Genomic DNA, 23247 nt, shown 5'->3' with positions numbered 1-23247 from the left:
AAAGTTGAAAGGGGTGAAAGATTTGATTCATCAAACATGGAAAGAGACATCGACGATTAAAAAGGTGAAGTGCATACATACTGATGCAAAGAAGTACATGGTTAACCGTGTTTTAACTGAAGGCCACACTTATGAAGTGAAAAATGAAACAGAAGAATTTTTATTCGTTTTAGACAATAGTGGTAAAATCGGTGGGTTTTATAAAGAGTATTTTGAAGAAGTAGAATGAGTGTATGAAACCAGATCAAAATTGATCTGGTTTTTTATTTTGTTAGCGCAAAAAGGGACATTGGATTATATCCAATATCCCTTACGTACTTTAACAAAATTGATCATTTTTGCTAGGGTTCTTCAATCCGAAAATCGGTCTTAAATAAAGAGCAAGATAGGATCCAGCCAGAGCGACGACCATCCAAACCCAGCCGTGGAGACTAAAGGAAGCAATTCCGCCAAAATAGGCACCTATATTACATCCAAAGGCTAGTCTAGCACCGTATCCCATAAGCAGTCCTCCAATGATCGATGCGGCTGCTAACTTAAATGGCACTTTTCTCATGATAAAGGCGCCGCCAGCGCCAGCTGCCACAAATGCACCAAGAATAACACCAAAGTTCATGACGCTTGTTGAATCAGTAAGAATCGATTGCTGGAGTGCTTCACCTTTTGCGCCTGACCAATATCCCCATTGTGTTACATCAATTCCAAGAAACAAAGCGATTTTTGATCCCCATAAAGCAAAAGCGGATGTAATTCCCCATGGATTTCCGCGCGATATCAATGTGAGGGCATTTAAAACTGCTAATGCAATTGCTGCAATCCAAATCGGCCATGAGCCACGAAAAATTCGCTTCCATCCTGATGTTGTAGGAAGAGGCTTCATTTTTGGTGGCTGTCGTTTGTTAGCGATGAATTTTACAGCGAAAAAAATAATCCCAAACAATGCAAGTTGCACAATCCAGGCACCAAAGTATCCTAATCCAGTATCTTCAGCTAAGGAGATCGCTTGAAAAGAAGGCATTTGATTTACCCAGAAATCAAAGTGCCATGCACCGATGACAGATCCGACGATAAAACCGAAAAGAGTAAGTAGCATTTCAGTTTTTCCCCACCCTACTGTATAGAGCGTACCTGAAGCGCATCCGCCGCCTAGCTGCATCCCAATTCCAAATAAGAATGAACCAACTACTACGCTTGTTCCTACAGGAAATACATATCCCGTTGGAGTTGTTCCAAATAATCCAAAGCCGTTAGAGAGAATCGGCGCAAACAGCGTGCTAGCTACCGCAAGCATCAGCATATGCGACTGAATGGCTGTTCCATTTCCTACACTTAATAATTGTCTGAAAGCAGAAGTGAAACCAAATCTTGCATGTAATAAACAATAACCAAGTAGTAATCCTAAACCAAATAAGACAAATTGCTGAATTCCTTGATCGACCAATAATATTAATGCGAGTAGACCAATGACTAAAAAGCCCCCTGTTAAAACGGGCTTTTGAGGAGCTTTTAAGAAAGGTAACTGTAAATTTGTTTTTGAAGAGTGAACAGGTTGTTCCATTGCCATGTATAATGCACCTCATTCCGATGTATTTAGTATGAATTGATTTGTATATCCTACATGAATTTTTTATATCTGTAAACAATTACATACCAAATCTTTTTACCTCTATCGATGAAATGGACATATTCTTTCTCTACTTGGAGATTGTGCTATAATGACACATGTATCAATAGAGGTTAATTTATTCATCAGGAGCTTAAGATTAGGTTTTAAAACCGTCTCAGGCTATTGGAGGTTGAGACAATGGGTAATGAGCAATTAATTGAAAAAGCATTTGATTTTATTCATCAAGCTTATGCTGAACTAACGATCGATCCGTCACGCATAGAAGATCGTAAAAAGGAAATTATGCATGAAGTTAAAGCAACAGGTGCCTATACACATACATATGACGAACTTTCTCAAGGAGCAAAAATGGCCTGGAGAAACAGCAATAAGTGTATTGGTCGCCTGTTCTGGAATACGATGACTGTGTTAGATGCGCGGTATGCTTCAAAACCTAAAGAAGTAGCGGGTGCACTTCTGCACCACATTCGAACAGCAACAAACGGAGGCAAAATAAAGCCAACGATTACTATTTTTCAGCCCGGTAAAGTTCGGATTTGGAACCATCAGCTTATTCGCTATGCAGGTTATGAAACCGATAAAGGTACCATTGGGGATCCTGATTCGGTCGCTTTTACTAAGGAAGTCATGAAACTTGGATGGGAAGGAAAAGGAACACAATATGATATACTTCCGCTAGTTTTCTCAATAGATGGAGCTTTACCAAGTTTCGTTGAAATTCCGAATGAAGACGTACTTCAAGTCGTGATTCAACACCCGGACTACGATTTCACGCCATTACATGCACAATGGTATGGCGTGCCCATCATTTCAGATATGCGATTAGAAATTGGAGGTATTAGTTACGATGCCGCGCCATTTAATGGCTGGTATATGGGCACAGAAATAGGGGCAAGAAATTTAGCTGATACTGACCGGTACAATCTTTTGCCGGATGTAGCTAAACTCTTAGACCTTGATACAAGTTCAAATGCAACGCTATGGAAAGATCGCGCATTAGTTGAACTAAATAGGGCTGTCCTTTATTCCTATCAAAATAAAGGGGTAAGTATTGTCGATCATCATACAGCTGCAAAACAATTTCAAAAATTTGAGCAAAATGAAGAGAAGGCCGAGCGAGAAGTTACTGGAAATTGGACTTGGCTAATTCCACCTGTGTCGCCAGCTACGACTCATATCTTCCATAAACCTTACAAAAACAAAATTGTAACACCGAACTATTTTTATCAATCAAAACCTTATTAAGCGAGGGAGAAACTTGGTTATTGAAAAAGCTTATTTCACCATTCATGAAGGTCTTGAATCAAAATTTGAAGCGACATTTAAAGAAGCTGTACGTTACATTGCAGAAACCGATCGATACATGAATTATCGCTTGTTGAAATCAATTGAAACAGAACGTAAATACGTCATTTTCATTGAATGGGAAACACTTACCTCACATACGGAAGGCTTCATGTCATCCGTTCGATTTGAAAAATTTACGTCTTTAGTGGATCCATTTCTTGAAAACGTAGAAATGGAGCATCTTGCACCCATTGACTCAGATCTTTAAACCCACATTTTTGTGGGTTTTTATATGCAAAAAACTATACAAGCTATTTAGAAAAGGGTATGCTAGGATATAGTTATATTCCTATAAGAAAGGTTGGTTTTAGAATGCCTTCATCTATCCCCAGGCCACTAGTTCGATTAAATCAATCGTTTATTTTTATATTTGCTACAGGTTTTGTATTCTTTTCACATTGGCTTTTCCTCCTGATCCCACTCATTGCTGGATTGATGGGTTTGTTACTTCATTTTAATCCAGTGCTGAAACTGGGAAAACAATTCTTAAAGAAACCACTTAATCAATATATTCCTGAAGATGCCGAGCAACAAAATTTCAATCAAAAAATAGCAGTATCGCTTCTTACAATTTCTTTTATAGCTCACATGTTTTCCATTGAATGGTTAGCAATCACGGCTGCAGTCCTAGTAGCTTTAGCTTCGTTTATCGCTATTCTAGGCTTCTGTATCGGTTGTTTTGTTCGTTTTCAATGGAAGCAGTATCAATATAGACGGTCACAGCACTCTTAAAAGGCAGCTTTGGCTGTCTTTTTTTTGACTGAAAAACCTGAAAAGTTAATTTCTGATATACTTAAGAAGGAAAGAAAGAAAGAGAGAAGATGAAGATTAGAAAGGATAGGTTTGGATGAGAGAGAATATTTATGACTTAATCGGTGTAGGAATTGGACCATTTAATTTAGGATTAGCTGCATTGTTGGATCCAATAAATGAAGTGGATGCCCTATTTTTCGATCAGAAACTTGAATTTGATTGGCATCCAGGTATGTTAATTGAAGGAACCAGATTACAGGTACCTTTCATGGCGGATTTGGTCACAATGGCGGACCCAACAAATCCATATAGTTATTTAAATTATTTGAAACATCAGAACCGCTTATATAACTTCTATTTCTTGCAGCGACTTGAAATGCCTCGAAATGAATATAACCACTATTGCCAATGGGCAGCAGGTCAGTTGGAAAGCTGCCGATTTGGTACAAAAGTAACGAGCATTGCACCTGTAGGAGATCCTGTTGAACATTATGAAGTGGTTGTTAAAAACCTTGAAACAGGAGAAGTGAATACGTACTTTGCTAAAAATATGATACTTGGTGTTGGGACCGTTCCTTCTTTACCTTCATCGCTTCAGGGGATGAAAGAAGAAGATGTATTTCATTCATCAACATTCCTTCAGCATACTGATCGCTGTTCTAAGGCAAAAAGTATCACTGTTATTGGGTCAGGTCAGAGTTCTGCAGAAATTTTCAGGGAACTTTTGAAAGACCGAAAAGAGCATGGGTATTCACTCAATTGGATAACACGCTCACAGGGTTTTTTCCCAATGGAGGAAACCAGATTAAGCCTTGAGCATTTTTCACCCGAGTATGTCGATTATTTCTATGACCTACCTCAGGCTCAAAAAGATGACATTTTTAGTGGTCAACAGCTTCTCTACAAAGGAATTAGTCCTCATACTATTACTGACATATATAACCTGTTATATGAACAATCTGTAGGTGGCGAAAAGATGGATGTCACATTAATGCCGTTAATCGAAGTAAACGGGATTAAAGAAAAAGAAGACGGTACTGGTTATGAATTAGAATGTCTTCAATGGCAAAAGGATAAAAAGTTTCTTATTGAAAGTGAAGTTGTTGTGGCGGGCACTGGCTATCGTCCATTAATTCCTCACTGCCTTGAAGACCTTAAGCATTTAATTGAGTGGGATGAAAAGGGACGCTACCATGTAACAAAGGATTACCGTCTTCGATTAAAGAAAGAAGCGAATGCGAATATCTTTGTACACAGCGGCATGCAACATACGCATGGAGTAGGATCAACAAATTTAGGGCTTGCCGTTAATCGAAATAAAATTATTATTAATGAGCTTTTAGGAAAAGAGTTTTACCCGATCCTTGAAGGAAATATCTTTCAACAATTTGAAGTAAAAGAGTAGTTAAACTTTCTATTTATAGCTAAACATTTTATGATAAAAGAAAATAGAAAGGAACGGTGATGAGTGTGATGGTCCCATGAATCAATCCCAATCACTAACATCCAACAATTTTCTTGCAAAGTTGCTTACTCAGTACGCGAGCATTCATCATAGAGCAATTGGAGCTGCTGCAGAAGAATACATCAAACAGCTTGGAATTAGAACGGGAGAGTGGCTAGAGTCTCACTATCGTCTTCTTGAATGGACGCCTGATGACTATGCCAGGGTGATCGTTGATATAAAGAATTCCATTGGAGGAGAGTTCTATATATCAGAAGTTACTCCTACCTATGTGATTGTGAAAGCGAATCGCTGTCCATTTGGAGATCAAGTAATGAACGCACCACATCTTTGTACCATGACATCAAGTGTGTTTGGGGGAATCGCAGCAAGGCATTTTAAGTATGGTGAAGTAAATCTCCGGAAAAGAATTGCACTCGGTGACCCAGGTTGTGAAGTAATGATAGCGTTTGAACCCGGAATTGAAACGGGAGACCGTTATGAAAACCTTCCGATTACGCCCGAGAATGGTGATCCTTTTACGTGGGAGGAAGATACCATCACACTCTTAAATCAAGAGTTAAAACGGAGTGACGATATGGTAATGAAATTGCTTCAAGAATTAGAAGAACTTAAAAATCAAGTTGACAATCGTTAGAACTAAAACCAGCCTAGCAGTGAAGGGCTGGTTTTTTTTGTATGAAATTCGGAATTAATCAGAAACTAATGACAAAGGGGTGATAAATATGGAGAAAAACGCTAGAGGATATGTTCAGGAGAGTTGTCAAGCTCTAGAAGAAGCGAGTCGTTGTTTACAACAAGCGTTATCAACAGTAGAGAAGGATCAAAATCGAGATCGAATACAGCAATCATTAGATGGATTAACAGCTGTTCAATCTCATTGTAGTGAAACGGCAAACGTACTTTCACAACAATGAAATTTTTTTGAAGAAATTTGAAGAATGAAGTTTTAGTAGAAATAAAATCGGAAATGGTGGACTTAACGTTACACATAAGGAGGGATAAATCATGAGTCTTTTGTTTGGAAAAGGCATGCAGGCATTCGAACAGGATGCGAAAGCAGAGAGAGAAAAAGTACAAACTTCTCCTATTGCACACTCGAATAAAAAATCTAGATTAAAACAGAAACCGACTAAATTCTAGCCATCCTTTTGGATGGTTTTTTTTATTGATTATTGTTTTTTCACTTGAATGAAAAGATATAATGAATCTTCAAACGAATCCTCCGAGATTTAAAACTGTAAAAAAATGATTAGATTATGATAAGAATGGGAAATGTCCTCTTGTGAGTATAAGAATAATGGAGGAGATTTCAAATGGTTAAACAATGGACAACTACAACATTGCATAACGACGTAGAAATGCCAACGCTTGGTCTTGGTGTTTGGAAAATGGAGAATAACGATGAAGTAAAAACAGCAGTCAATGCCGCAATTGTTGCAGGATATAAAGCGATCGATACTGCTGCTGCATACAAAAATGAAGAAGGTGTTGGTGCTGCTATTAAAGAAAGCAGTACACCACGTGAAGAACTTTTCATTACATCAAAAGTATGGAATGATGATCAGGGCTATGATTCCACCCTTCAAGCATTTGAAGACACGGTTTCAAAGCTTGGGATTGATACGTTAGACCTTTATTTAATTCATTGGCCTGTAGAGGGCAAATATAAAGAGACGTGGAAAGCGATGGAGAAGCTCTACAAAGATGGTCGAATTCGTGCCATTGGTGTAAGCAATTTCCATCCGAATCATCTTGAAGATTTAATGAAAGATGCAGAAATTAAACCGATGGTAAACCAGGTAGAATTCCATCCACTTCTAAATCAAAAAGAGCTTCGTGAGTATTGTAAACAGCATTCTATTCAACTAGAAGCATGGTCACCACTTGCTCAGGGAAAACTATTAGATCATAAAGTTGTGAAAGAAATTGCAGAGCAGCACGGTAAATCTACTGCTCAAGTAATCATTCGCTGGGATCTTGAACATGAAGTAGTGACAATTCCTAAGTCGTCAAATCCCGAGCGTATTAAACAAAACTTTGATGTTTTTGATTTTGAATTAACACAAGATAACATTCGCGCGCTTGATGAGTTAAATCAGAATGAACGAATGGGTCCTGATCCTGACAACTTCGATTTTTAAGACGAAGCCGGCCATGTGCCGGCTTTTTGTATGCAACCATTCCTTTTTTGTTACGTCTGTAATGTGAAGGGAGAGAAGAAAATGAGGAAATGGCTGTATGGATTTGTACTATCAGTATTGATCGTTACTTTTTTCTCAGGTGTGTGGTATACCATGATTCGAGAATCGAGTACAGAAGCGGTGAATTCTGTACCACCTATCGCGAAGACTCAGGCAGATCGTGAGTACTATGAACTTGGTGAACCATATGTCGAAGAAGATATGGATGGGGAGGAGCTTTTTCGATTAGAAGTTAATGTGTTGGATGAATTGCCTGAAGAAGCCATGTTAAAAGAATTAGATAATACACAAGAGTACATTGGATTTGAACTTTATGCGAAAAATGATCAAGAAGCTGGCCTCGATTTCAAGCCTTATTATTCAAAGCTAAAAGTAAATGGTTCGCAAGTAGAACCTGCCGACTTTGTAATCATTGAACAAGACGGTTGGAACAAATTCATGATGAAAAGCAAAGGTTCATTTCGGCTTGTGCTCATTTATCCTGTCGATCGAGATGCAAAAGAAATGACGCTTGTGATTTCCCCTGAATTTTACTATAAGGATATCTTGTATAAATGGATGAGGTAGCATTTTCATTAAATTTGACAATGTTACGGAAAGGAGATAAAATTATCTCGAATTCGAGATAATTAAAAGGAGAGATGAGTCAATTGCGTATACAACGTTTTCGTGTAAATCAGCAGGGCGTAGGAGAATTTGATGGTGGTAAAATCACAGAACAAAAGCCAATTGGCTTTCCAGGAGAAGGTTCAGAGGTAAAACGAGTTGGTCCTTTGTTTTATTGGGCATGGGCTAAAGCAGAGCACGAAGGGTATATCCCTCTCCATCCACATCAAGGATTTGAAATCATTACGTATGTGATCAGTGGAAAAGCAGAGCACGGAGACTCACTAGGAACTAGAAGTGTTGTGGGAGCTGGTGGCCTTCAAGTGATGCAGACAGGATCGGGTGTTTCTCATGAGGAAGGTTTCGTTGGTCCAGATATGCAAGGCTTTCAAATTTGGTTTGAGCCTCATTTAAGAGAAGCGCTGCGACGCAAACCAACTTACCAACAGTTTGAACACGAAGAGTTTCAAACAATCTTTAAGGATGGAGTAAAAATAAAAGAAATTCTAGGAGATGATTCCCCTGTTTCATTCGAAACAGATGCACTTATGTGGGATGTTTTGATTGAGGACGAAATCATGTTTCAACAATCCTTAACTAAAGGACGCTCGCTAAGTGTTCTTGTTTTAGATGGTGTTGGTGAACTAAATGAGCATGTTTATGAAGCGAAAGATTTTTTTGTTATTGATGGTGCAGAAAGTGCTGAAATGATCTTTCAAGCTAAAGAAAAGACGCGACTTTTAATAATCGAGGTTCCGACATCAGTCAGTTATCAATTGCTTCGAAAATAATCCTATATGCTTTTCCCGATCGATTTACTGGAGATTAATTCCTCTTGTAGTGTACGATAGATAGTATACATCAATTGGAAGGGCTGGAATCTTATAATGAATCACTTATATCATTCTTATATGAAAAATGATCGGCAGAAGAAATTACTGAAGATGGCGAATACGCTCGCAGATTCGTTTTCTGAGAGGGCCGATGAAATCGACAAGGAAGGTCGTTTTCCTTTTGAAAATTTCGAAGAATTAAAGAACTCCGGATATGTTGCCTTAACTGTTCCAGCAAAGTTTGGTGGAAAAGCAATTGATTTATATGAATTTGTTATGCTTCAAGAGCGTATTGCAACAGGAGATGCTGCTACCGCGCTCTCAATTGGTTGGCACCTTGGGCTTATGCTCGAAATGAGAGACGAGCAAACGTGGACAGATGACGTTTATGAACGACTTAGTCGTCTTATTATGAAAGAAAATGCTTTGTTTAATCGTGCCGCTTCAGAGCCTGCGACAGGAAGTCCGACCCGTGGTGGAATGCCACAAACGAAGGCAACAGAAAAAGATGGACAATGGATTGTTAACGGACGAAAGTCATTTACTTCAATGGCACCCGGACTCCAATACGCGCTTGTTTCCGCTCAAATTGGAGGTACAGGTGAAAAAGGTTTTTTCCTTATTGATATGAACCTTTCAGGTGTCAAGATTGAAGAAAAATGGGATACGATCTCGATGAGAGGGACACGAAGTGATGATCTGGTACTAAACGATGTTGTCCTACCGAAGGATGCTTTAGTGGAAGGTCCTGAATCCCCTAAGAGTAAGTTACCAAAAGCGTGGCTTCTTCACATTCCTGCATGTTATTTAGGAGTTGCAATAGCTGCTCGAAATGAAGCAATTGCTTTTGCATCTACGTATTCTCCGAATAGTCTACCCGGTCCCATTAAAGAGGTACCCGAAGTGCAGCGGAAAATCGGCGAAATGGAACTAGAATTGATGCGAGCACGAGAAATGATGTATTCTGTTGCTTTAAGGTGGGTTTCTGAACCTGATAAAAGGTCAGAAATGGGACCTGAACTAGCTGCTGTTAAACATGTTGCGACAAATAGTGCAGCTAATGTGGTAGATCAGGCAATGAGAATTGTTGGAGCTAGAGCGCTTTTTAAAGACAATCCAATGCAGCGACATTATCGCGACGTAAGAGCGGGTTTACACAATCCACCTATGGATGATGCTGTTATATCAATGCTTGCGGAGAATGCAATCAGTCATTATGAATCTTCCTAAGGGGAGATTTTTTTTGAGAAAAAATGAAACCCTCCAATTAGACGTTTTTTACTACCTCATCTTTCAATATGCCAGCAATCTAGTTCATTAGATTTAAATTAGTCAGAAAAAAAGGAAAAAACTATTCGAATAGCGAAATAGATCACTAAGAAACGAAAGGAGGGGAGAAAAGTGAGAGAACGTCGAACCGTTTCTTTAAGTGGAAGCTTGTTGTTAACTTATCCATGGGAAATGGAGCGTAAGGAGCAAGCATTAAAAGAACAAGGTATCTATAATAGGAATAGCCAAAAAGAACAGGAGTTGAAGGAGAATAAATGATTTCCTTTCATGATAGTCTCTTCATAAATGCATTATAGCTTAGAGCCGCGCGAAAGAATAATCGCTTCGGCTCTATTTTAATTGGAAAGGATGTAGGTCTTATGTTATCAAAAAAAACGATCGGTTATGGAACGATGTTATCTAGTATTCTTATCTTAAGTATGGGCTGTAAACAAGGGAAAGGCACGTTACATCAAAAAGGAAAATGGTCATCATCTTTACATAGAATATTAAGCGATCATCGACTCAAAGGAGCAATTGCTGGGGTCAGCGTTCGGTCTGCAAAAACTGGGAATTTACTTTTTAATCATAATGGAGATACCAGACTAACTCCTGCTTCAAATATGAAGCTCATAACTGGAGCTGCTGCTCTCGAAATGCTTGGCTCTGATTACCGTTTTACAACTGAGGTTTGTACAGATGGCGAAATACACGACGGAACTTTAATCGGCAATCTTTATTTAAGAGGAAAGGGAGACCCTACCCTTCTAAGAGAAGACTTTGATCAATTTGTTAGTCAGCTTAAATCAATTGGTGTGAAACGGATCGAAGGAAATGTAGTAGCAGATGAATCGTGGTTTGATGATCAGCATCTTTCTGAAGATATGATTTGGAGCGATGAGCACGAATATTATGGAGCGCAAATTTCAGCGCTTACCGTTTCTCCAAATACCGATTACGATGCAGGTACTATTATGGTGACTGTTTCGGGAGGGGAAATCGGGAGCGCACCAGAAGTCGTGCTTCATCCTAAAACTAATTATGTTAACATTGTGAATTTGGCAACGACCGTATCTTCTGAAAAAGAAGGGGAACTTGTTATTAAACGGGATCATGGGTCAAACACGATCACTATTTCAGGTACTATTTCACAGTTTGGTGATCCGGAAACGAATTGGGTCGCCGTTTGGAATCCTGGAGCTTATGCTCTGGACCTTTTTTCCGATTCGCTGCTAACACATCATATCGCTCTATCTGGAAACAATGAGATTGCGTCTACACCTAGCCATGCACAGACGCTTCTATCCAAGAAATCAATGCCGCTTTCAGAATTACTCATACCGTTCATGAAACTAAGTAATAATGGACACGCCGAAGTACTTTTAAAAGAAATGGGGAGGGTTCACTTGGGAAAAGGAAGCTTTGAAGCAGGTTTAGAAGTCGTTAAGACTTTTTTGAGAAGTGAAGGATTAAATCCTAATAACATGTGTTTACGAGACGGATCCGGCATCTCGCAAATGAACCTTATTCAACCAAACGAACTTTCGAAGCTTTTATATACATTACAAAGCAAGAAATGGTTTTCATCGTTCTTTGATTCGCTCCCAGTAGCAGGAGCTCAAGAGCGGTTCGTAGGGGGTACACTACGTGAGCGGTTAAGAAAAACTTCTGCTGAAAACGTAATCTTCGCGAAAACTGGTTCACTAATAGGGGTTACCTCATTGTCCGGTTATATTAAAAGGCAAAAACCTCTTGTTTTTTCAGTTATTATAAATAACTTTCTTGATGAAGAAGAAATGGAGAAAATTGAAGATGAAATTATGCTTATCTTAGCGGGTGACGTATTGTAATATGGCTGCAATTGCAGCCTTTTTTAATGTAGATTATGAGAAACATATGATTTTACGTCAGTTTACATGATGACTGTTATAATAGGTATGGATTAGATTTGAATAAAGAGAGACAAAGTCTTGAGCGAATTGCGATTATTTCAGATATACATAGAAAGAGACATGCAGCCTAAATAAAAAGAAGTGCTAACGGTGTAATACCGATGATAGAAAGGGGGATGTCATGCTTAAACGTCTCTATCAGTATCTTTTATTTATATGTGTGATTTTATCTGTATCAACAATCTGGTATAAGTCTCCCATACAACAGGAGATCTTGATTGGTACATGGATTGTCTTCTTTATTGATTATATTGTGTTTCTATATTTATCAAAAAGCCGATGGGACTACATTAAACGTCATCCTTTTGATTTGGTTGCACTGATCCCTCTTGACTCCATTTTTCAAGGAGCAAAGCTTGCCAGACTTTATCGATTATGGCGGATTAAAACAATTGCAAAACGATTTAGTAACCCCATTCTAGGGAAAGCCATGGGAATGTCACCTCAAACATGGTTTTACACAAGTTTTGCCTTTGTAATTGTTTCAACATTCCCGTTTTATTTCTATGAGCCAGTTGTCGATTCTTTTCAGGATGCTGCGATATGGTCATTAGGTTCAATTATATTTGTTGGACGATTTTCCGTTGAACCAACCTCTTTTATTGGTAAAATGGTGATCATTCTCCTAACGATTGTTGGCATTCTTCTTCATGCTTTAATCGTTCGAACCGCTTTTCGCTACGTGGATTATTTACGAAAAAAATGGTCATCCAAAGAGGATGACCATTCAGAAGCCTAGTAAAACCATTTAACGATAAAGAAAGTTACAAGAGAGAGCGTGATGGATACAATTGTGATAATCGCCATTGGCTTCAGGGCTTTATTTTTTAAATCTTTTAAACTAACGCTTAATCCGAGCCCTACCATAGCAGCGGTTAAACACCACGTTGTAATCTCTGTCACAACATTCATGGCTGAATCAGAGAAGGGGATAATGGGCCCGAGAAGGAATGTTCCAGCTAGACTCATGATCACAAAGCCAACTAAAAACCAAGGAAATGCTACTTTTTGTTGCGTACCCTTGTTTTTGCGTTTCATAAGATACATGAACAAAAAACATACTGGGACAAGGAGAAAAACCCTTCCAAGCTTGGCAAGTAAGCCCATTGCTAATGCAGTTTCTCCCCCTGGTGCTGCAGCTAGAGCAACGTGAGCGACTTCATGGAGAGAAATTCCAGACCATACTCCATATTCACTTGATGTTAGTGGTAGGAATGGGCGAAGAATCGTATACCCAATGGAAAAAATCGTTCCAAACAAAGCAATAATACCAACGCCGATTGCTGTATCTTCTTCTTTCGCTTCAACGATCGGTGCAACAGCTGCAATTGCAGCAGCTCCGCAAATCCCTGTACCTGCGCCAAGAAGCAGCGTAATAGACTTATTAGCATTCATTACTTTAGAAAGCCAAACAGATGATAATAGAGCAAATGCAATAACAACTGCACCTAGTAATAGAATAGGTAGTCCATCTTGAAGAATCATACTTACATTCAATTTAATTCCATATAAAATGATCGCAAACCTAAGTAGTTTTTTTGATGAAAATGTGATGCCTTTTCTAAGCCACTCCGGATAGCCAGCCACTTGTCGGTATGCGATCGCAATTAAAATCGCCGAGGCTAGTTGTCCAGTAAGCTTAAACCCTGGGACCATGGCTAGAAAATAACCTAATAACGCAATAAAAAACGTAAAGGCAATGCCAAGAATCCAGCGTATGGGGTCCGGTAGTGTTTGCTGATGTCTTAACGTGTTGATCATATTCTTTCCTCCGTTTCTCCTTCTATAGTTTACTTTACGAAGTATTATAAGTGAAATAATTATATTGAATGGTTATAATAAGTATTAACTTATAATAAGAGGTGAAGAAGTGGATCAGCAATTAAAAGTGTTTGTTACAGTCGTCGATAAGCGAAATTTCTCCAGAGCAGCTGAAGAACTACACATGACACAGCCTGCCGTTAGTCAATATATTAAAAGCTTAGAAGAGAGCCTTGGTACTAAGTTACTAGAGAGAAACAACCGATCGGTAGAAATGAACAAAGCTGGTGAAATTGTTTATCATCATGCAATAGAGTTATTAAATTTATATTCAAAAATGAACTATTTATTGGATGACTTGACGAACAGAGCAAGTGGTAAACTGACAATCGGTGCAAGTTACACTTATGGTGAATATGTTTTGCCACATGTTATTGCTTCAATACGAAAAAAGTATCCTTTAATTACACCAGCTGTCACCATTGGAAATTCAAGAGAAATTGGAGATCTTGTTTATTCCCATCAGCTAGATGTTGGTATTATTGAGGGAGACTATCCAGCAAGAGACATGAAAGTAGATAGTTTCACACAGGATGAAATGGTCATAGTAGCAGCCCCTTCACATAAGAATGTCGATCATGGGAGCACACTTGAAAATGAAATGTGGATTGTCCGTGAAGAAGGTTCTGGAACGAGAGAAGCGACTGAAAAAATGTGGGAGCTTCTATCGATTGTACCTTCTCAAAAAATGGCATTTGGAAGTACGCAACTCATTAAAGAGTCCGTCGAAGCTGGAATTGGCATAGGTATCCTTTCAAAATGGACGATTCGAAAAGAATTGAAAATCGGAACATTAAAGATTCTTGAATTGCCCAATTTTAGATACACGCGAACGTTTTCTATATTAATGCGCTCTCCCTTTCAAACGAAAGTTCTTGAAGTCTTTCTCGATCACGTCCATTCTCATCATAAAACATAAGCGTTCAGTAGAGAGTTATTGGTGAGCATGATATAGTATAGAAATTGTGAAAGAACGAATGGTTAAAAGGAAGCGATAGATAATGAAAGAAATGATAGAAGAATGGCAATTAGCGCTTCGTGCGGAAATAGCCCATTTAAAAAAGTTTGGAAGTAGGCCAATAAAAATTGTTAACGGTCGATTATTATCAGGGGATGATTTTCGATACTATTTTGATGCACGTTCGCTTATTCAGATTCCATCTGGATCAAAAATTCGAATTGAAATGAAACATATAAAACGCGATGGAAGAATGTTATCTTCAGAAGGGAAAAATGTCATTCTCTCCCTTGAGGGTGATTTTGGCGATCAAATTAGAGAAGCCGATCTTTACCATGATCCGTGGGAATTGCTTGATGAGCTGCACGAACGCCTGGAAGAAATAAAGAAAAGTAAAAGAAGGTTAGCGCGGGTTAGGAAATTAATGAATCCACCTAAAACGGTTAAACACCCTGAAGAAAAAATTAAGAGCCATCTTCACGAGTTGATTCTTAGGTCAAAATATAATCCAGTAACTTATGTATGGGGGCCACCAGGAACTGGTAAAACGCATAACCTGGCAAGAGCCGCCGCAAACCACTTTTTTAAAGGAAATAGCGTTCTAATTTTATCGCATAGTAATCAAGCTGTTGATGTTTTAATGAGAGAAATAGCTCTTTTTGCTGAAAAAAGGGAGAAGTTTGAAGAAGGTAAAATTATGCGCTATGGCCTGCAACGTGACGTTCCATCTATTTTGCCGCTATATACAGATCAGTTACTGAGGGCACAACATCCAGATCTTGCTGAAGAGAAAGAGAGTATAGTGGAGGAACGGAAGAATTTAAAAGACGATTTATCAAATTCCTTTAGCAATCGTGATTCAACTCAGCTGCTAAAGTTAGAGTCTAAATTAGGGAATGTTCTCGAAAAGATTCGGCGTAAAGAAATGGAATTCGTTAAAAACGCTACGATAATAGGAACTACTTTAACAAAAGCAGCGATTGATGAAACGATTTACCGAAAAAGAGTTGATGTTGTCATTATTGATGAAGCTAGTATGGCTTACGTGCCCCAGGCAGCGTTTGCTGCCTCGCTTGGAAAACGGGTTGTGATATGTGGTGATTTTAAACAGCTTCCCCCTATAGCATCATCCCGGCATCCGCTCGTTTCGAAGTGGTTAAAAGAAGATGTCTTCCATCGTGCAGGCATTATTGAAACAGTTCAATCGGGTAATCTTCATCCGCAATTGTTTCTTTTAAATGAACAGAGGCGTATGCACCCTGTTATTTCCGCTTTTACAAACAAAACGATTTATCATTCTCTTGTTAAGGATTATCCCAATACTGCAGCGTTAAGAGAAGTCATCACTGAAAAACTTCCTTTCAAAGGGAGGGCTTCCGCTCTCATTGATACAAGTCATACAGGTGCTTATTGTTTCACTGGCCACTCGTCAAAATCTCGGATGAACGTATGGCAACTCTTTTTATCTTTTCAAGCAATTTACGAATCATTGCAATCAGGAATGACCTCGATTGGCTATGTAACACCTTACCGTGCTCAATCGAAACTCATGGGATTATTGATAGAGGATCTTCTTTCACAGACTGACCAAGCAGATATTCTATCTGCAACTGTTCATCGATTTCAGGGAAGCGAACGAGATATGATGGTGTTTGATACAGTAGATAGTGATCCAGAATTCCGTCCTGGAATGCTACTTACAGGAAATAATAGCGAGCGTTTAATCAACGTAGCTATGACCCGTACAAAAGGGAAATTCATACATGTTAGCAATGTTGATTATTTCAAAAAGCGGATGGCTCCATCAAAAACGCTCAGGCAATTAGTGGAGCACCAGTTACAGAAAAACGAAAGAATTGGACCTACTCAAATAGGAAAGTGGATTACACATCATCATGCTCATTTAAAATGGAGTCATGCTTTAAACACTGAAGACGTATTTCATGATATTCAGAAAGCAAACGAAATCATCATTTCTATTCCAACCGGCACATCGCTAACAAAAGAGTGGATAAAAACGTTGAAATCCTCACCAGGCAAAACAATCATCCTCTCTCAAACGGTCGTTCAAGCGATTCCATTGGCGGTTCATGTGGCGTATGATGTTCCCTTTCCCTTTGTAGCTATTGATCGAAAAATATTTTATCTTGGCGTGCCATTTGAAGGAATGAAAAATGTCCTTCCACCTGCGGTTTCAGTAAGATTGGAATCAGCACTTGTTACTGGTGAGATCGTAAATCAAATCCTCCCATCAGACGCTTAAAAGAGAATGCATTTGCTTTTCTTCATTTGCGTTACTGTGTTAAAGTTATAGAGACGAACGAATTGAATGAAAGCGGGTGACTTATGGCGATTCAAAAACTTGAACATATTGGTGTACAAGTGCGAAACATTGAAGCATCGAAGGGGTTTTATCAAGGAATGATTGGACTCGAACTACTTGATGAATTTGATCATCCTGATGGCGATAAAAAACTAGCTTTTCTTGGTTTTAATGGTGAAATTTTAGTGGAGTTAATTGAAGGTTATGATTCAGATTTACCTACGGAAGGTAAAGTTCACCATATCGCCTTTACAGTAAAAAATATTGAACAAGAACGCACCCGTCTTCATGATCTTGGTGTAACGTTTATTGATGAAGGTATCAACACATTGCCTAACGGAGCAAAGTATCTTTTCTTCGCAGGACCAGATGGTGAATGGCTTGAATTTTATGAACCTGCATCTAAATATAGCAAGTAAATACTAAAAGACAGTGTCCCCGTGAAAGGGCACTGCTTTTTTCTGTTCAAGAGTTCCAATTCCTTCGTTTCTAACCGCTCGTCTTCGCTTTTCTTGTCTAGCTATGACTCGCAGAAACGCCTGGATTTCACTCTTTCACAAAACACAAAAAGTGTGTTTGGTTCAAGAGTTCCAATCCCTTCGTTTCTGACCGCTTGTCTTCGCTTTTCTTGTCTAGCTATGACTCGCAGAAACGCCTGGATTTCACTCTTTCACAAAACACAAAAAGCGTGTTTGGTTCAAGAGTTCCAATCCCTTCGTTTCTGACCGCTTGTCTTCGCTTTTCTTGTCTGAGCAGGAAACTCTTAAAAAGGGTGATCATGCTGTAAGATTGAAGAGAATAAAAGTCATAGAAAGAAGGAATCATTATGGCCAAAAAGCAAGATCTTCAGAAAGAGAAGATCTGGACGCGTGATTTTATTTTTATTTGCATGGCAAACTTTTTTATTTTTGCAGGATTCCAGATGACCTTACCTACACTACCTTTGTTTGTGAATGAACTTGGCGGCAGTGATCAGCTAATTGGTTTTGTGGTCGGTATCTTTACCTTATCCGCTTTACTTATTCGACCATGGAGCGGGCACGTACTGGAATCACTTGGAAGAAGAATCATTTTCTTAATTGGATTATTGGTTTTTGTCATATCGGTTGGATCTTATGCGTTCACTGGCAGTCTTGTTCTGTTATTCCTAATGAGGGTAGTCCAGGGACTCGGATGGGGTATGTCGACAACGGCGGTAGGCACAATCGCAACGGATTTAATTCCACAAAAGCGAAGGGGAGAAGGAATGGGGTATTTTGGCCTTGCAGGAAATTTAGCTATGGCTTTTGGTCCAGCTCTTGGTTTATTCCTAATCGCTCTTTCAGGTTTTAAAACAATGTTTTTGATTGCAGCCTCTGCAGGTTTGCTTTCATTCATCATCGCTTCGATTATTCGTTATAAACCTGCGAACAAAACACCTATTGAAAAAAAGAAATGGGACATCTTTGAGAAGACAGCATTAATGCCTTCGATATTACTTTTCTTCATTACAATGGTCTTTGGAGGAATCGCTACCTTTCTACCATTGTATGCTGAACAGTTAGGTATTGATGGAATTGAATGGTACTTTGTCGTGTTTGCTGTATCGCTTATGCTTGTACGTGCTTTCGCAGGACGAATCTATGATCGGAGGGGCCATAAAGCTATTTTTCTTCCAGGCGCCTTTTTAATTTTAGCGGCAATGATTGATCTTACGTTATTGGCGAATCAATTTATGCTTATTCTTGCAGCTGTATTATTTGGGATTGGGTTTGGGTCTGTGCAGCCAGCTCTTCAAGCATGGGCAGTAAATGAAGCACCGCTTCACCGAAAAGGAATGGCGAATGCTACCTTTTTCTCATTTTTTGATTTAGGTGTAGGCCTAGGGGCAATGTTTTTCGGTTTGATCGCATCCACATTTGGCTATGCTGATATTTATTTAACAGCAGGTATTTCCGTTATCATTTCAATGGTGATTTACGTTATTTATTTAAAAAGAAGTGCTGCGGTACAAAGACACCATGAAGCTGTTCAATGGAAATAGGAAAATGAGCTCGTAACCCGAGCTCATTTCTTTCTTATCGACTACTCGGAATGAGCATCTCCTTGTTCACTTCATTTAGATCTCGACACCCTGACAACGCCATCGTTAAATCAAAATCAGCAAGAAGGTTAGAAAGTACATGCTTCACGCCTGCTTGCCCAGCTACAGCTAGTCCGTACATACATGGTCGTCCTACGAGAACGGCTTTGGCTCCAAGTGCAATGGCTTTAAATACATCAGCACCTCTTCTAATTCCACTATCCATTAAAACAGGAACTTGATTTTCTACAGCTTCCACAATAGCCGGTAGAGCATCGAGTGCTGAGATTGCACCATCCACCTGGCGCCCACCATGGTTTGAGACAATAATCCCATCTGCTCCATATTTTAAAGCTAGTTTGGCATCATCGGGATGAAGGATGCCTTTTAAAATGATGGGCAAAGACGTATACTTTCTTAGCTCTGCTAAATCCTCCCAAGTTAGTCCGGTATTTCCAAATACATGAGTCCAATGCATAATTGCCCCCATAGCATCTTCTTCAGGAGGTACATGGAGTCCAGCGCGAAAAGCAGGATCCGTTAAATAGTTACCAATTCCTTCTCCAATCAGAAAAGGCAAGTACACATTCTCTAGATCCAATTCACGCCATGCCATCATAGGAGTGTCAAGCGTTACGACGATTGCTGAGTATCCAGCGAGTTCCGCTCGTTGAACAAAACTTTTAGCGATCTCTGGATCTCGACTCCAGTAAAGTTGAAACCACTTAGGTGCGTCTCCCATTATTTCAGCAATTTCTTCCATAGAATGACTTGATGCAGAGCTTGCAATGTAGGGGATTCCCATTGAAGCAGCGGCTTTGGCTGAAGCAAGTTCGCCTTCTTGATGGATAATGGATTGCACACCAATTGGGGCAACTAACAATGGAGCAGGGAGCATCTGACCGTACAGGCCTACTTTTAAGTTTCGGTGTTCAACATGACGAAAGACGCGAGGGACGATATTCCATCTCTTAAATGCTTCGCGGTTCGCATTTTTCGTATCTTCTGCACCAGATCCTCCAGCTACATAATGATAAGGTCCATCGTCAAGAATTTTCCGTGCTCGTGCTTCCCAATCTTCATATCTTGTTGGTAAACGCTCTGGATCAGGTGAATGCATCTGCTTATAAATACCAAACTGAATTTCATTGCCGATATTAGCCATTGGAACGACTCCTTTATGAATGTAGTTAATTGAATCTTCTTTGCTTTCTATCCAATTCCTTCTTTAAAATGGAAACTTTATTTTAATATAATTAGAGAATAGCAGGATTTTGTATGTCAGTTTCGAAATAGTAAGATGGCACTAAATTTGCATACTGGGGGACAATCATGAAGCTTTCAGTCATACATACGAACGATATTCACAGTCACTTTAACAACTTCGCTAAAGCAACATCACTTATTCGGGATTATGCAGAAGAACACACGCTAGTGTTAGATGGTGGGGACTTTGCTGATTTTAAAAGTATCGAGCTTCAGGGAACACGAGGGATTGGGGCCGTGAAGATGTTGGAATCGACCGGTTACGACGCCATTACGATAGGAAATAATGAACTATTTAATGGAAATGATACATTAGAGCATATGGCGGTTCAGAGCACGGTACCGTTCATTAGTTGCAATCTTCTTAAAACTAACGGTGAAACGTTCAAAGGAGTATATCCTAGTACGATTCTGATTAAAAATGAACTTCGCATTTTAATTACGGGTGCTTCTCCAGATTTACAAGAGTTCAATGATTTAATGGGCTTTCAAATTTTAGAATATGTAGAAGCGATCAGAACAGAAATCAAGAAGCAACATGGAAACTATGATGTTTGTATTGTTTTAAACCATGTTGGTACACAAGCAGATATCGAATTAGCAGAAGCCATCGATGAAATTGATTTGATTTTATCCGCACATGACCACGTCCTTTATGAGGAAGCAAAAATAGTGAATAATACGATACTAAATTCAGCAGGTATGTATGGTGAGCATATTGGAATTATTGAAGTTGATGTATCAAATGAAGGCGTAGAACTATTAGCTTCTTCTACCATATCAACAGCTAAAGCGGTTGAAGATGTAGAAATTCAAAATATATTACAAGTAAGTAGGGAAGAAGCGATCGCTCACCTAAGTAAACCGCTTTATCCCGTTAGCAAACCATTGTGGCATGACGTACTAGAAGAGAACCCGATGACCAATTTAATCGCAGACGGGTTGAAAGATCGTTTTGATTGCGATCTTGGGCTAATAAATAGTGGAATTGCAAATGGCGGTCTCATCGGCTATGTTTCCAATAAAAAACTAATTGAAATTTGTCCATCTCCACTAAATCCTACTTATTTTGAAATTCAAGGAAAAGACCTTTACGCAGCTCTTGAAAGTTCATTAAATAGCTCGGTTTGTATGGCTGATGGAAAAGGACCTGGTTTTCGAGGGAAGTATGTAGGTCGGCTTCATATTTCTGGTGCAAAAATTCAACATAATCAAAATCAAATAAAGATGATTACAATTAACGATGAAGCTTTTGAACCCGAGCGGTGGTATCGTGTAGCTTCATCAGATTACTTGCTAAGAGGTTCTGGGTATCGAGAGCTAGCAAACAATCGAAACTTTCATTATCAACCTGATGAAATAAAAGATGTTATTAGAGAATACGCCGAGAAGGAAACTTTCGTAACAAATGCTTTCAAGAATCGTTGGGTGTAGACTATTTCCGTCTTGAGTTCGTGTAGCTCGTACTCTAGCCGTTCCCAGAAAAAGAAAATGAAACTTAAATTTAGTCCACATAGAAAGGAAGAAGATAAATGCGCGACGAACGATTAAGCCAGTTAGCTAAGACGCTAGTCCATCACTCCATTGAAGTTAAGAACGGTGAACGCGTGATGGTGACGGGTCATCAAATTGCCAAACCGTTAATACGTGAAATCATTAAGGAGATTTATGCAGCGGACGGGGTGCCATTTGTTGAATTACGTGATGATGAAATAGATGTTCACTTGGCTGAATTTGCAACAAAAGAGCAAGCAGAGATTCAAAAAGAATGGTATGCGAGGCAATTAGAAGATGTTCAATCGTATATTCATATTCGAGCTGAAGAGAATGATGCGACATTGTCAGAACTTGCATCTGATGCCATGAAACTGTATGGAGAAGTGTTCAAAGAGATCGATCATAAAATGGTGAATGAAAGAAAGTGGGTAGTTCTTGATTATCCAACGCCAGCAGCAGCACAAAAAGCAAAAATGGGGACACTTACTTATCAGGATTATTTGTTTGAAGTGTGTAGTCTTGATTATAAACGAATGGCGGAAAAGCAACAGCCGCTTTTTGATTTAATGGAAAAGACTGATAAAGTAAAGATCATTGCACCTGGTACGGATCTCTCATTTTCTATTTTAAATATCCCAACTATCGCTAGCCACGGAAAGAAAAACATTCCTGATGGAGAAGTGTTTACATCACCCGTAAGAGAGAGTGTAAATGGCATTATTTCATTTAATACACCTTGTTCTTATCAAGGGATTACCTTTCACAAAGTAAAATTAACGTTGGAGAAAGGTAAGATTGTCCATGCGGAAGCTGACCAAACAGATAAACTGAACGAAATCCTAAATCTTGACGAAGGAGCACGCTATATTGGGGAATTTGCTATCGGATTGAATCCACTAATTAATCATCCAGTAGGGAATACCTTATTTGATGAGAAAATAAATGGTAGTATCCATTTTACGCCTGGACAAGCTTATGATAATGCCGACAATGGAAACCGCTCAATGATTCACTGGGATATGGTTTTGATATTACGGAAGGAGTTTGGTGGGGGTGAACTGTACTTTGATGATCAACTCATTCAAAAAAATGGGATTTTTGTGACAGATGAGTTGATAGATTTAAACCCAGAAAATCTTAACCAAAAAGAAGCAGTACGCTAATTAGCAACCACAGGCAGAATGATGCTTGTGGTTTTTTATTAATAATTAAGTACGATTAATGTATGAGTCAATTAAGCTTAAATTATTAAGGATAGATAGGG

General features: G+C 39.0%; 24 protein-coding genes. 21 read left to right on the top strand and 3 right to left on the bottom strand.

The features are described 5' to 3' along the window. Positions 1 to 22: 22 nt before the first annotated feature. On the top strand, positions 23 to 229 hold the full coding sequence (locus PQ578_RS16085; RefSeq protein ID WP_273835430.1) for a DUF6501 family protein: 207 nt from the start codon (positions 23 to 25) through the stop codon (positions 227 to 229). 90 nt (positions 230 to 319) lie between these two features. Here PQ578_RS16085 and PQ578_RS16080 read toward each other — a convergent pair whose 3' ends face one another. Then, positions 320 to 1558: a YeeE/YedE family protein gene (locus PQ578_RS16080; protein ID WP_273835529.1), complete on the bottom strand. Its 1239-nt coding sequence runs from the start codon at positions 1556 to 1558 to the stop codon at positions 320 to 322. A 246-nt stretch (positions 1559 to 1804) separates the two neighbouring features. Here PQ578_RS16080 and PQ578_RS16075 point away from each other — a divergent pair, with 246 nt between their 5' ends. From PQ578_RS16075 to PQ578_RS16010, 14 genes are all read left to right on the top strand, one after another. Continuing rightward, positions 1805 to 2872 carry a nitric oxide synthase oxygenase gene (locus tag PQ578_RS16075; protein WP_273835429.1) on the top strand — a complete coding sequence of 356 codons (1068 nt, stop codon included), beginning with the start codon at positions 1805 to 1807 and terminating at the stop codon, positions 2870 to 2872. Between the two features lie 13 nt (positions 2873 to 2885). Then, complete coding sequence (locus PQ578_RS16070) at positions 2886 to 3182, top strand: antibiotic biosynthesis monooxygenase family protein (RefSeq protein WP_273835428.1); 297 nt, start codon at positions 2886 to 2888, stop codon at positions 3180 to 3182. Positions 3183 to 3286: 104 nt separating this feature from the next. Then, positions 3287 to 3706 (top strand): DUF4395 domain-containing protein, encoded by a 420-nt coding sequence (locus tag PQ578_RS16065; protein ID WP_273835427.1) that lies wholly within the window; start codon positions 3287 to 3289, stop codon positions 3704 to 3706. A 115-nt stretch (positions 3707 to 3821) separates the two neighbouring features. Beyond that, on the top strand, positions 3822 to 5132 hold the full coding sequence (locus tag PQ578_RS16060; protein ID WP_273835426.1) for a lysine N(6)-hydroxylase/L-ornithine N(5)-oxygenase family protein: 1311 nt from the start codon (positions 3822 to 3824) through the stop codon (positions 5130 to 5132). 76 nt (positions 5133 to 5208) lie between these two features. Beyond that, positions 5209 to 5829: a methanogen output domain 1-containing protein gene (locus PQ578_RS16055; protein WP_273835425.1), complete on the top strand. Its 621-nt coding sequence runs from the start codon at positions 5209 to 5211 to the stop codon at positions 5827 to 5829. A gap of 88 nt (positions 5830 to 5917) precedes the next feature. After that, complete coding sequence (locus PQ578_RS16050; RefSeq protein WP_202407259.1) at positions 5918 to 6109, top strand: hypothetical protein; 192 nt, start codon at positions 5918 to 5920, stop codon at positions 6107 to 6109. 91 nt (positions 6110 to 6200) lie between these two features. Then, positions 6201 to 6335, top strand: coding sequence for a hypothetical protein (locus PQ578_RS16045; protein ID WP_255461985.1), 135 nt, complete (start codon positions 6201 to 6203; stop codon positions 6333 to 6335). A 173-nt stretch (positions 6336 to 6508) separates the two neighbouring features. Then, positions 6509 to 7336, top strand: coding sequence for an aldo/keto reductase (locus PQ578_RS16040; RefSeq protein ID WP_273835424.1), 828 nt, complete (start codon positions 6509 to 6511; stop codon positions 7334 to 7336). A gap of 81 nt (positions 7337 to 7417) precedes the next feature. Then, a complete protein-coding gene (locus tag PQ578_RS16035) occupies positions 7418 to 7963 on the top strand; it encodes a hypothetical protein (RefSeq protein ID WP_273835423.1) in 546 nt (181 codons plus the stop codon). A gap of 74 nt (positions 7964 to 8037) precedes the next feature. Continuing rightward, positions 8038 to 8793, top strand: coding sequence for a pirin family protein (locus PQ578_RS16030; protein WP_420541570.1), 756 nt, complete (start codon positions 8038 to 8040; stop codon positions 8791 to 8793). A 96-nt stretch (positions 8794 to 8889) separates the two neighbouring features. Continuing rightward, positions 8890 to 10065: an acyl-CoA dehydrogenase family protein gene (locus PQ578_RS16025; protein WP_273835421.1), complete on the top strand. Its 1176-nt coding sequence runs from the start codon at positions 8890 to 8892 to the stop codon at positions 10063 to 10065. Positions 10066 to 10236: 171 nt separating this feature from the next. Continuing rightward, entirely contained in the window at positions 10237 to 10383 is a 147-nt protein-coding gene (locus PQ578_RS16020) for a hypothetical protein (protein ID WP_160919521.1), read from the top strand. A 101-nt stretch (positions 10384 to 10484) separates the two neighbouring features. Next, positions 10485 to 11954: a D-alanyl-D-alanine carboxypeptidase/D-alanyl-D-alanine endopeptidase gene (gene dacB, locus PQ578_RS16015; protein ID WP_273835420.1), complete on the top strand. Its 1470-nt coding sequence runs from the start codon at positions 10485 to 10487 to the stop codon at positions 11952 to 11954. 223 nt (positions 11955 to 12177) lie between these two features. Continuing rightward, entirely contained in the window at positions 12178 to 12795 is a 618-nt protein-coding gene (locus PQ578_RS16010; protein ID WP_224880290.1) for a hypothetical protein, read from the top strand. On the opposite strand, the gene PQ578_RS16005 is transcribed toward PQ578_RS16010, so the two are convergent. After that, positions 12792 to 13817, bottom strand: coding sequence for a YeiH family protein (locus tag PQ578_RS16005; protein ID WP_273835419.1), 1026 nt, complete (start codon positions 13815 to 13817; stop codon positions 12792 to 12794). The genes PQ578_RS16010 and PQ578_RS16005 overlap by 4 nt on opposite strands. 109 nt (positions 13818 to 13926) lie before the next feature. Between PQ578_RS16005 and PQ578_RS16000 the strand changes: the two genes are divergently transcribed. The 4 genes from PQ578_RS16000 (at position 13927) to PQ578_RS15985 (ending at position 19181) form a co-directional block, all read left to right on the top strand. Further along, entirely contained in the window at positions 13927 to 14796 is an 870-nt protein-coding gene (locus tag PQ578_RS16000) for a LysR family transcriptional regulator (RefSeq protein ID WP_273835417.1), read from the top strand. Between the two features lie 82 nt (positions 14797 to 14878). Next, positions 14879 to 17098 carry a DEAD/DEAH box helicase gene (locus PQ578_RS15995; protein ID WP_273835415.1) on the top strand — a complete coding sequence of 740 codons (2220 nt, stop codon included), beginning with the start codon at positions 14879 to 14881 and terminating at the stop codon, positions 17096 to 17098. A gap of 83 nt (positions 17099 to 17181) precedes the next feature. Beyond that, entirely contained in the window at positions 17182 to 17577 is a 396-nt protein-coding gene (locus PQ578_RS15990) for a VOC family protein (RefSeq protein ID WP_273835414.1), read from the top strand. A gap of 407 nt (positions 17578 to 17984) precedes the next feature. Continuing rightward, positions 17985 to 19181, top strand: coding sequence for an MFS transporter (locus PQ578_RS15985; protein WP_273835413.1), 1197 nt, complete (start codon positions 17985 to 17987; stop codon positions 19179 to 19181). Positions 19182 to 19215: 34 nt separating this feature from the next. On the opposite strand, the gene PQ578_RS15980 is transcribed toward PQ578_RS15985, so the two are convergent. Continuing rightward, complete coding sequence (locus PQ578_RS15980) at positions 19216 to 20385, bottom strand: lactate 2-monooxygenase (RefSeq protein WP_273835412.1); 1170 nt, start codon at positions 20383 to 20385, stop codon at positions 19216 to 19218. Between the two features lie 167 nt (positions 20386 to 20552). On the opposite strand from PQ578_RS15980, the gene PQ578_RS15975 reads away from it, so the two are divergent. Further along, positions 20553 to 21920 carry a bifunctional metallophosphatase/5'-nucleotidase gene (locus PQ578_RS15975; protein WP_273835411.1) on the top strand — a complete coding sequence of 456 codons (1368 nt, stop codon included), beginning with the start codon at positions 20553 to 20555 and terminating at the stop codon, positions 21918 to 21920. A 98-nt stretch (positions 21921 to 22018) separates the two neighbouring features. Next, entirely contained in the window at positions 22019 to 23146 is a 1128-nt protein-coding gene (locus PQ578_RS15970; RefSeq protein ID WP_273835410.1) for an aminopeptidase, read from the top strand. Positions 23147 to 23247: the final 101 nt, after the last annotated feature.

The organism is Guptibacillus sedimenti (assembly GCF_028610665.1).
In the GTDB taxonomy this organism is placed as follows: domain Bacteria; phylum Bacillota; class Bacilli; order Bacillales; family Guptibacillaceae; genus Guptibacillus; species Guptibacillus sedimenti.
This window is presented reverse-complemented; position numbering and strand designations above follow the sequence as displayed.

What these genes read in the sequence shown, in the direction of transcription:
- PQ578_RS16080 (WP_273835529.1), bottom strand. Translation starts at nt 1,558, where the DNA reads ATGGAACAACCTGTTCACTCTTCAAAAACAAATTTACAGTTACCTTTC.
- PQ578_RS16075 (WP_273835429.1), top strand. Translation starts at nt 1,805, where the DNA reads ATGGGTAATGAGCAATTAATTGAAAAAGCATTTGATTTTATTCATCAA.
- PQ578_RS16065 (WP_273835427.1), top strand. Translation starts at nt 3,287, where the DNA reads ATGCCTTCATCTATCCCCAGGCCACTAGTTCGATTAAATCAATCGTTT.
- PQ578_RS16060 (WP_273835426.1), top strand. Translation starts at nt 3,822, where the DNA reads ATGAGAGAGAATATTTATGACTTAATCGGTGTAGGAATTGGACCATTT.
- PQ578_RS16055 (WP_273835425.1), top strand. Translation starts at nt 5,209, where the DNA reads ATGAATCAATCCCAATCACTAACATCCAACAATTTTCTTGCAAAGTTG.
- PQ578_RS16050 (WP_202407259.1), top strand. Translation starts at nt 5,918, where the DNA reads ATGGAGAAAAACGCTAGAGGATATGTTCAGGAGAGTTGTCAAGCTCTA.
- PQ578_RS16045 (WP_255461985.1), top strand. Translation starts at nt 6,201, where the DNA reads ATGAGTCTTTTGTTTGGAAAAGGCATGCAGGCATTCGAACAGGATGCG.
- PQ578_RS16040 (WP_273835424.1), top strand. Translation starts at nt 6,509, where the DNA reads ATGGTTAAACAATGGACAACTACAACATTGCATAACGACGTAGAAATG.
- PQ578_RS16035 (WP_273835423.1), top strand. Translation starts at nt 7,418, where the DNA reads ATGAGGAAATGGCTGTATGGATTTGTACTATCAGTATTGATCGTTACT.
- PQ578_RS16030 (WP_420541570.1), top strand. Translation starts at nt 8,038, where the DNA reads ATGAGTCAATTGCGTATACAACGTTTTCGTGTAAATCAGCAGGGCGTA.
- PQ578_RS16025 (WP_273835421.1), top strand. Translation starts at nt 8,890, where the DNA reads ATGAATCACTTATATCATTCTTATATGAAAAATGATCGGCAGAAGAAA.
- dacB (WP_273835420.1), top strand. Translation starts at nt 10,485, where the DNA reads ATGTTATCAAAAAAAACGATCGGTTATGGAACGATGTTATCTAGTATT.
- PQ578_RS16010 (WP_224880290.1), top strand. Translation starts at nt 12,178, where the DNA reads ATGCTTAAACGTCTCTATCAGTATCTTTTATTTATATGTGTGATTTTA.
- PQ578_RS16005 (WP_273835419.1), bottom strand. Translation starts at nt 13,817, where the DNA reads ATGATCAACACGTTAAGACATCAGCAAACACTACCGGACCCCATACGC.
- PQ578_RS15995 (WP_273835415.1), top strand. Translation starts at nt 14,879, where the DNA reads ATGAAAGAAATGATAGAAGAATGGCAATTAGCGCTTCGTGCGGAAATA.
- PQ578_RS15990 (WP_273835414.1), top strand. Translation starts at nt 17,182, where the DNA reads ATGGCGATTCAAAAACTTGAACATATTGGTGTACAAGTGCGAAACATT.
- PQ578_RS15985 (WP_273835413.1), top strand. Translation starts at nt 17,985, where the DNA reads ATGGCCAAAAAGCAAGATCTTCAGAAAGAGAAGATCTGGACGCGTGAT.
- PQ578_RS15980 (WP_273835412.1), bottom strand. Translation starts at nt 20,385, where the DNA reads ATGGCTAATATCGGCAATGAAATTCAGTTTGGTATTTATAAGCAGATG.
- PQ578_RS15975 (WP_273835411.1), top strand. Translation starts at nt 20,553, where the DNA reads ATGAAGCTTTCAGTCATACATACGAACGATATTCACAGTCACTTTAAC.
- PQ578_RS15970 (WP_273835410.1), top strand. Translation starts at nt 22,019, where the DNA reads ATGCGCGACGAACGATTAAGCCAGTTAGCTAAGACGCTAGTCCATCAC.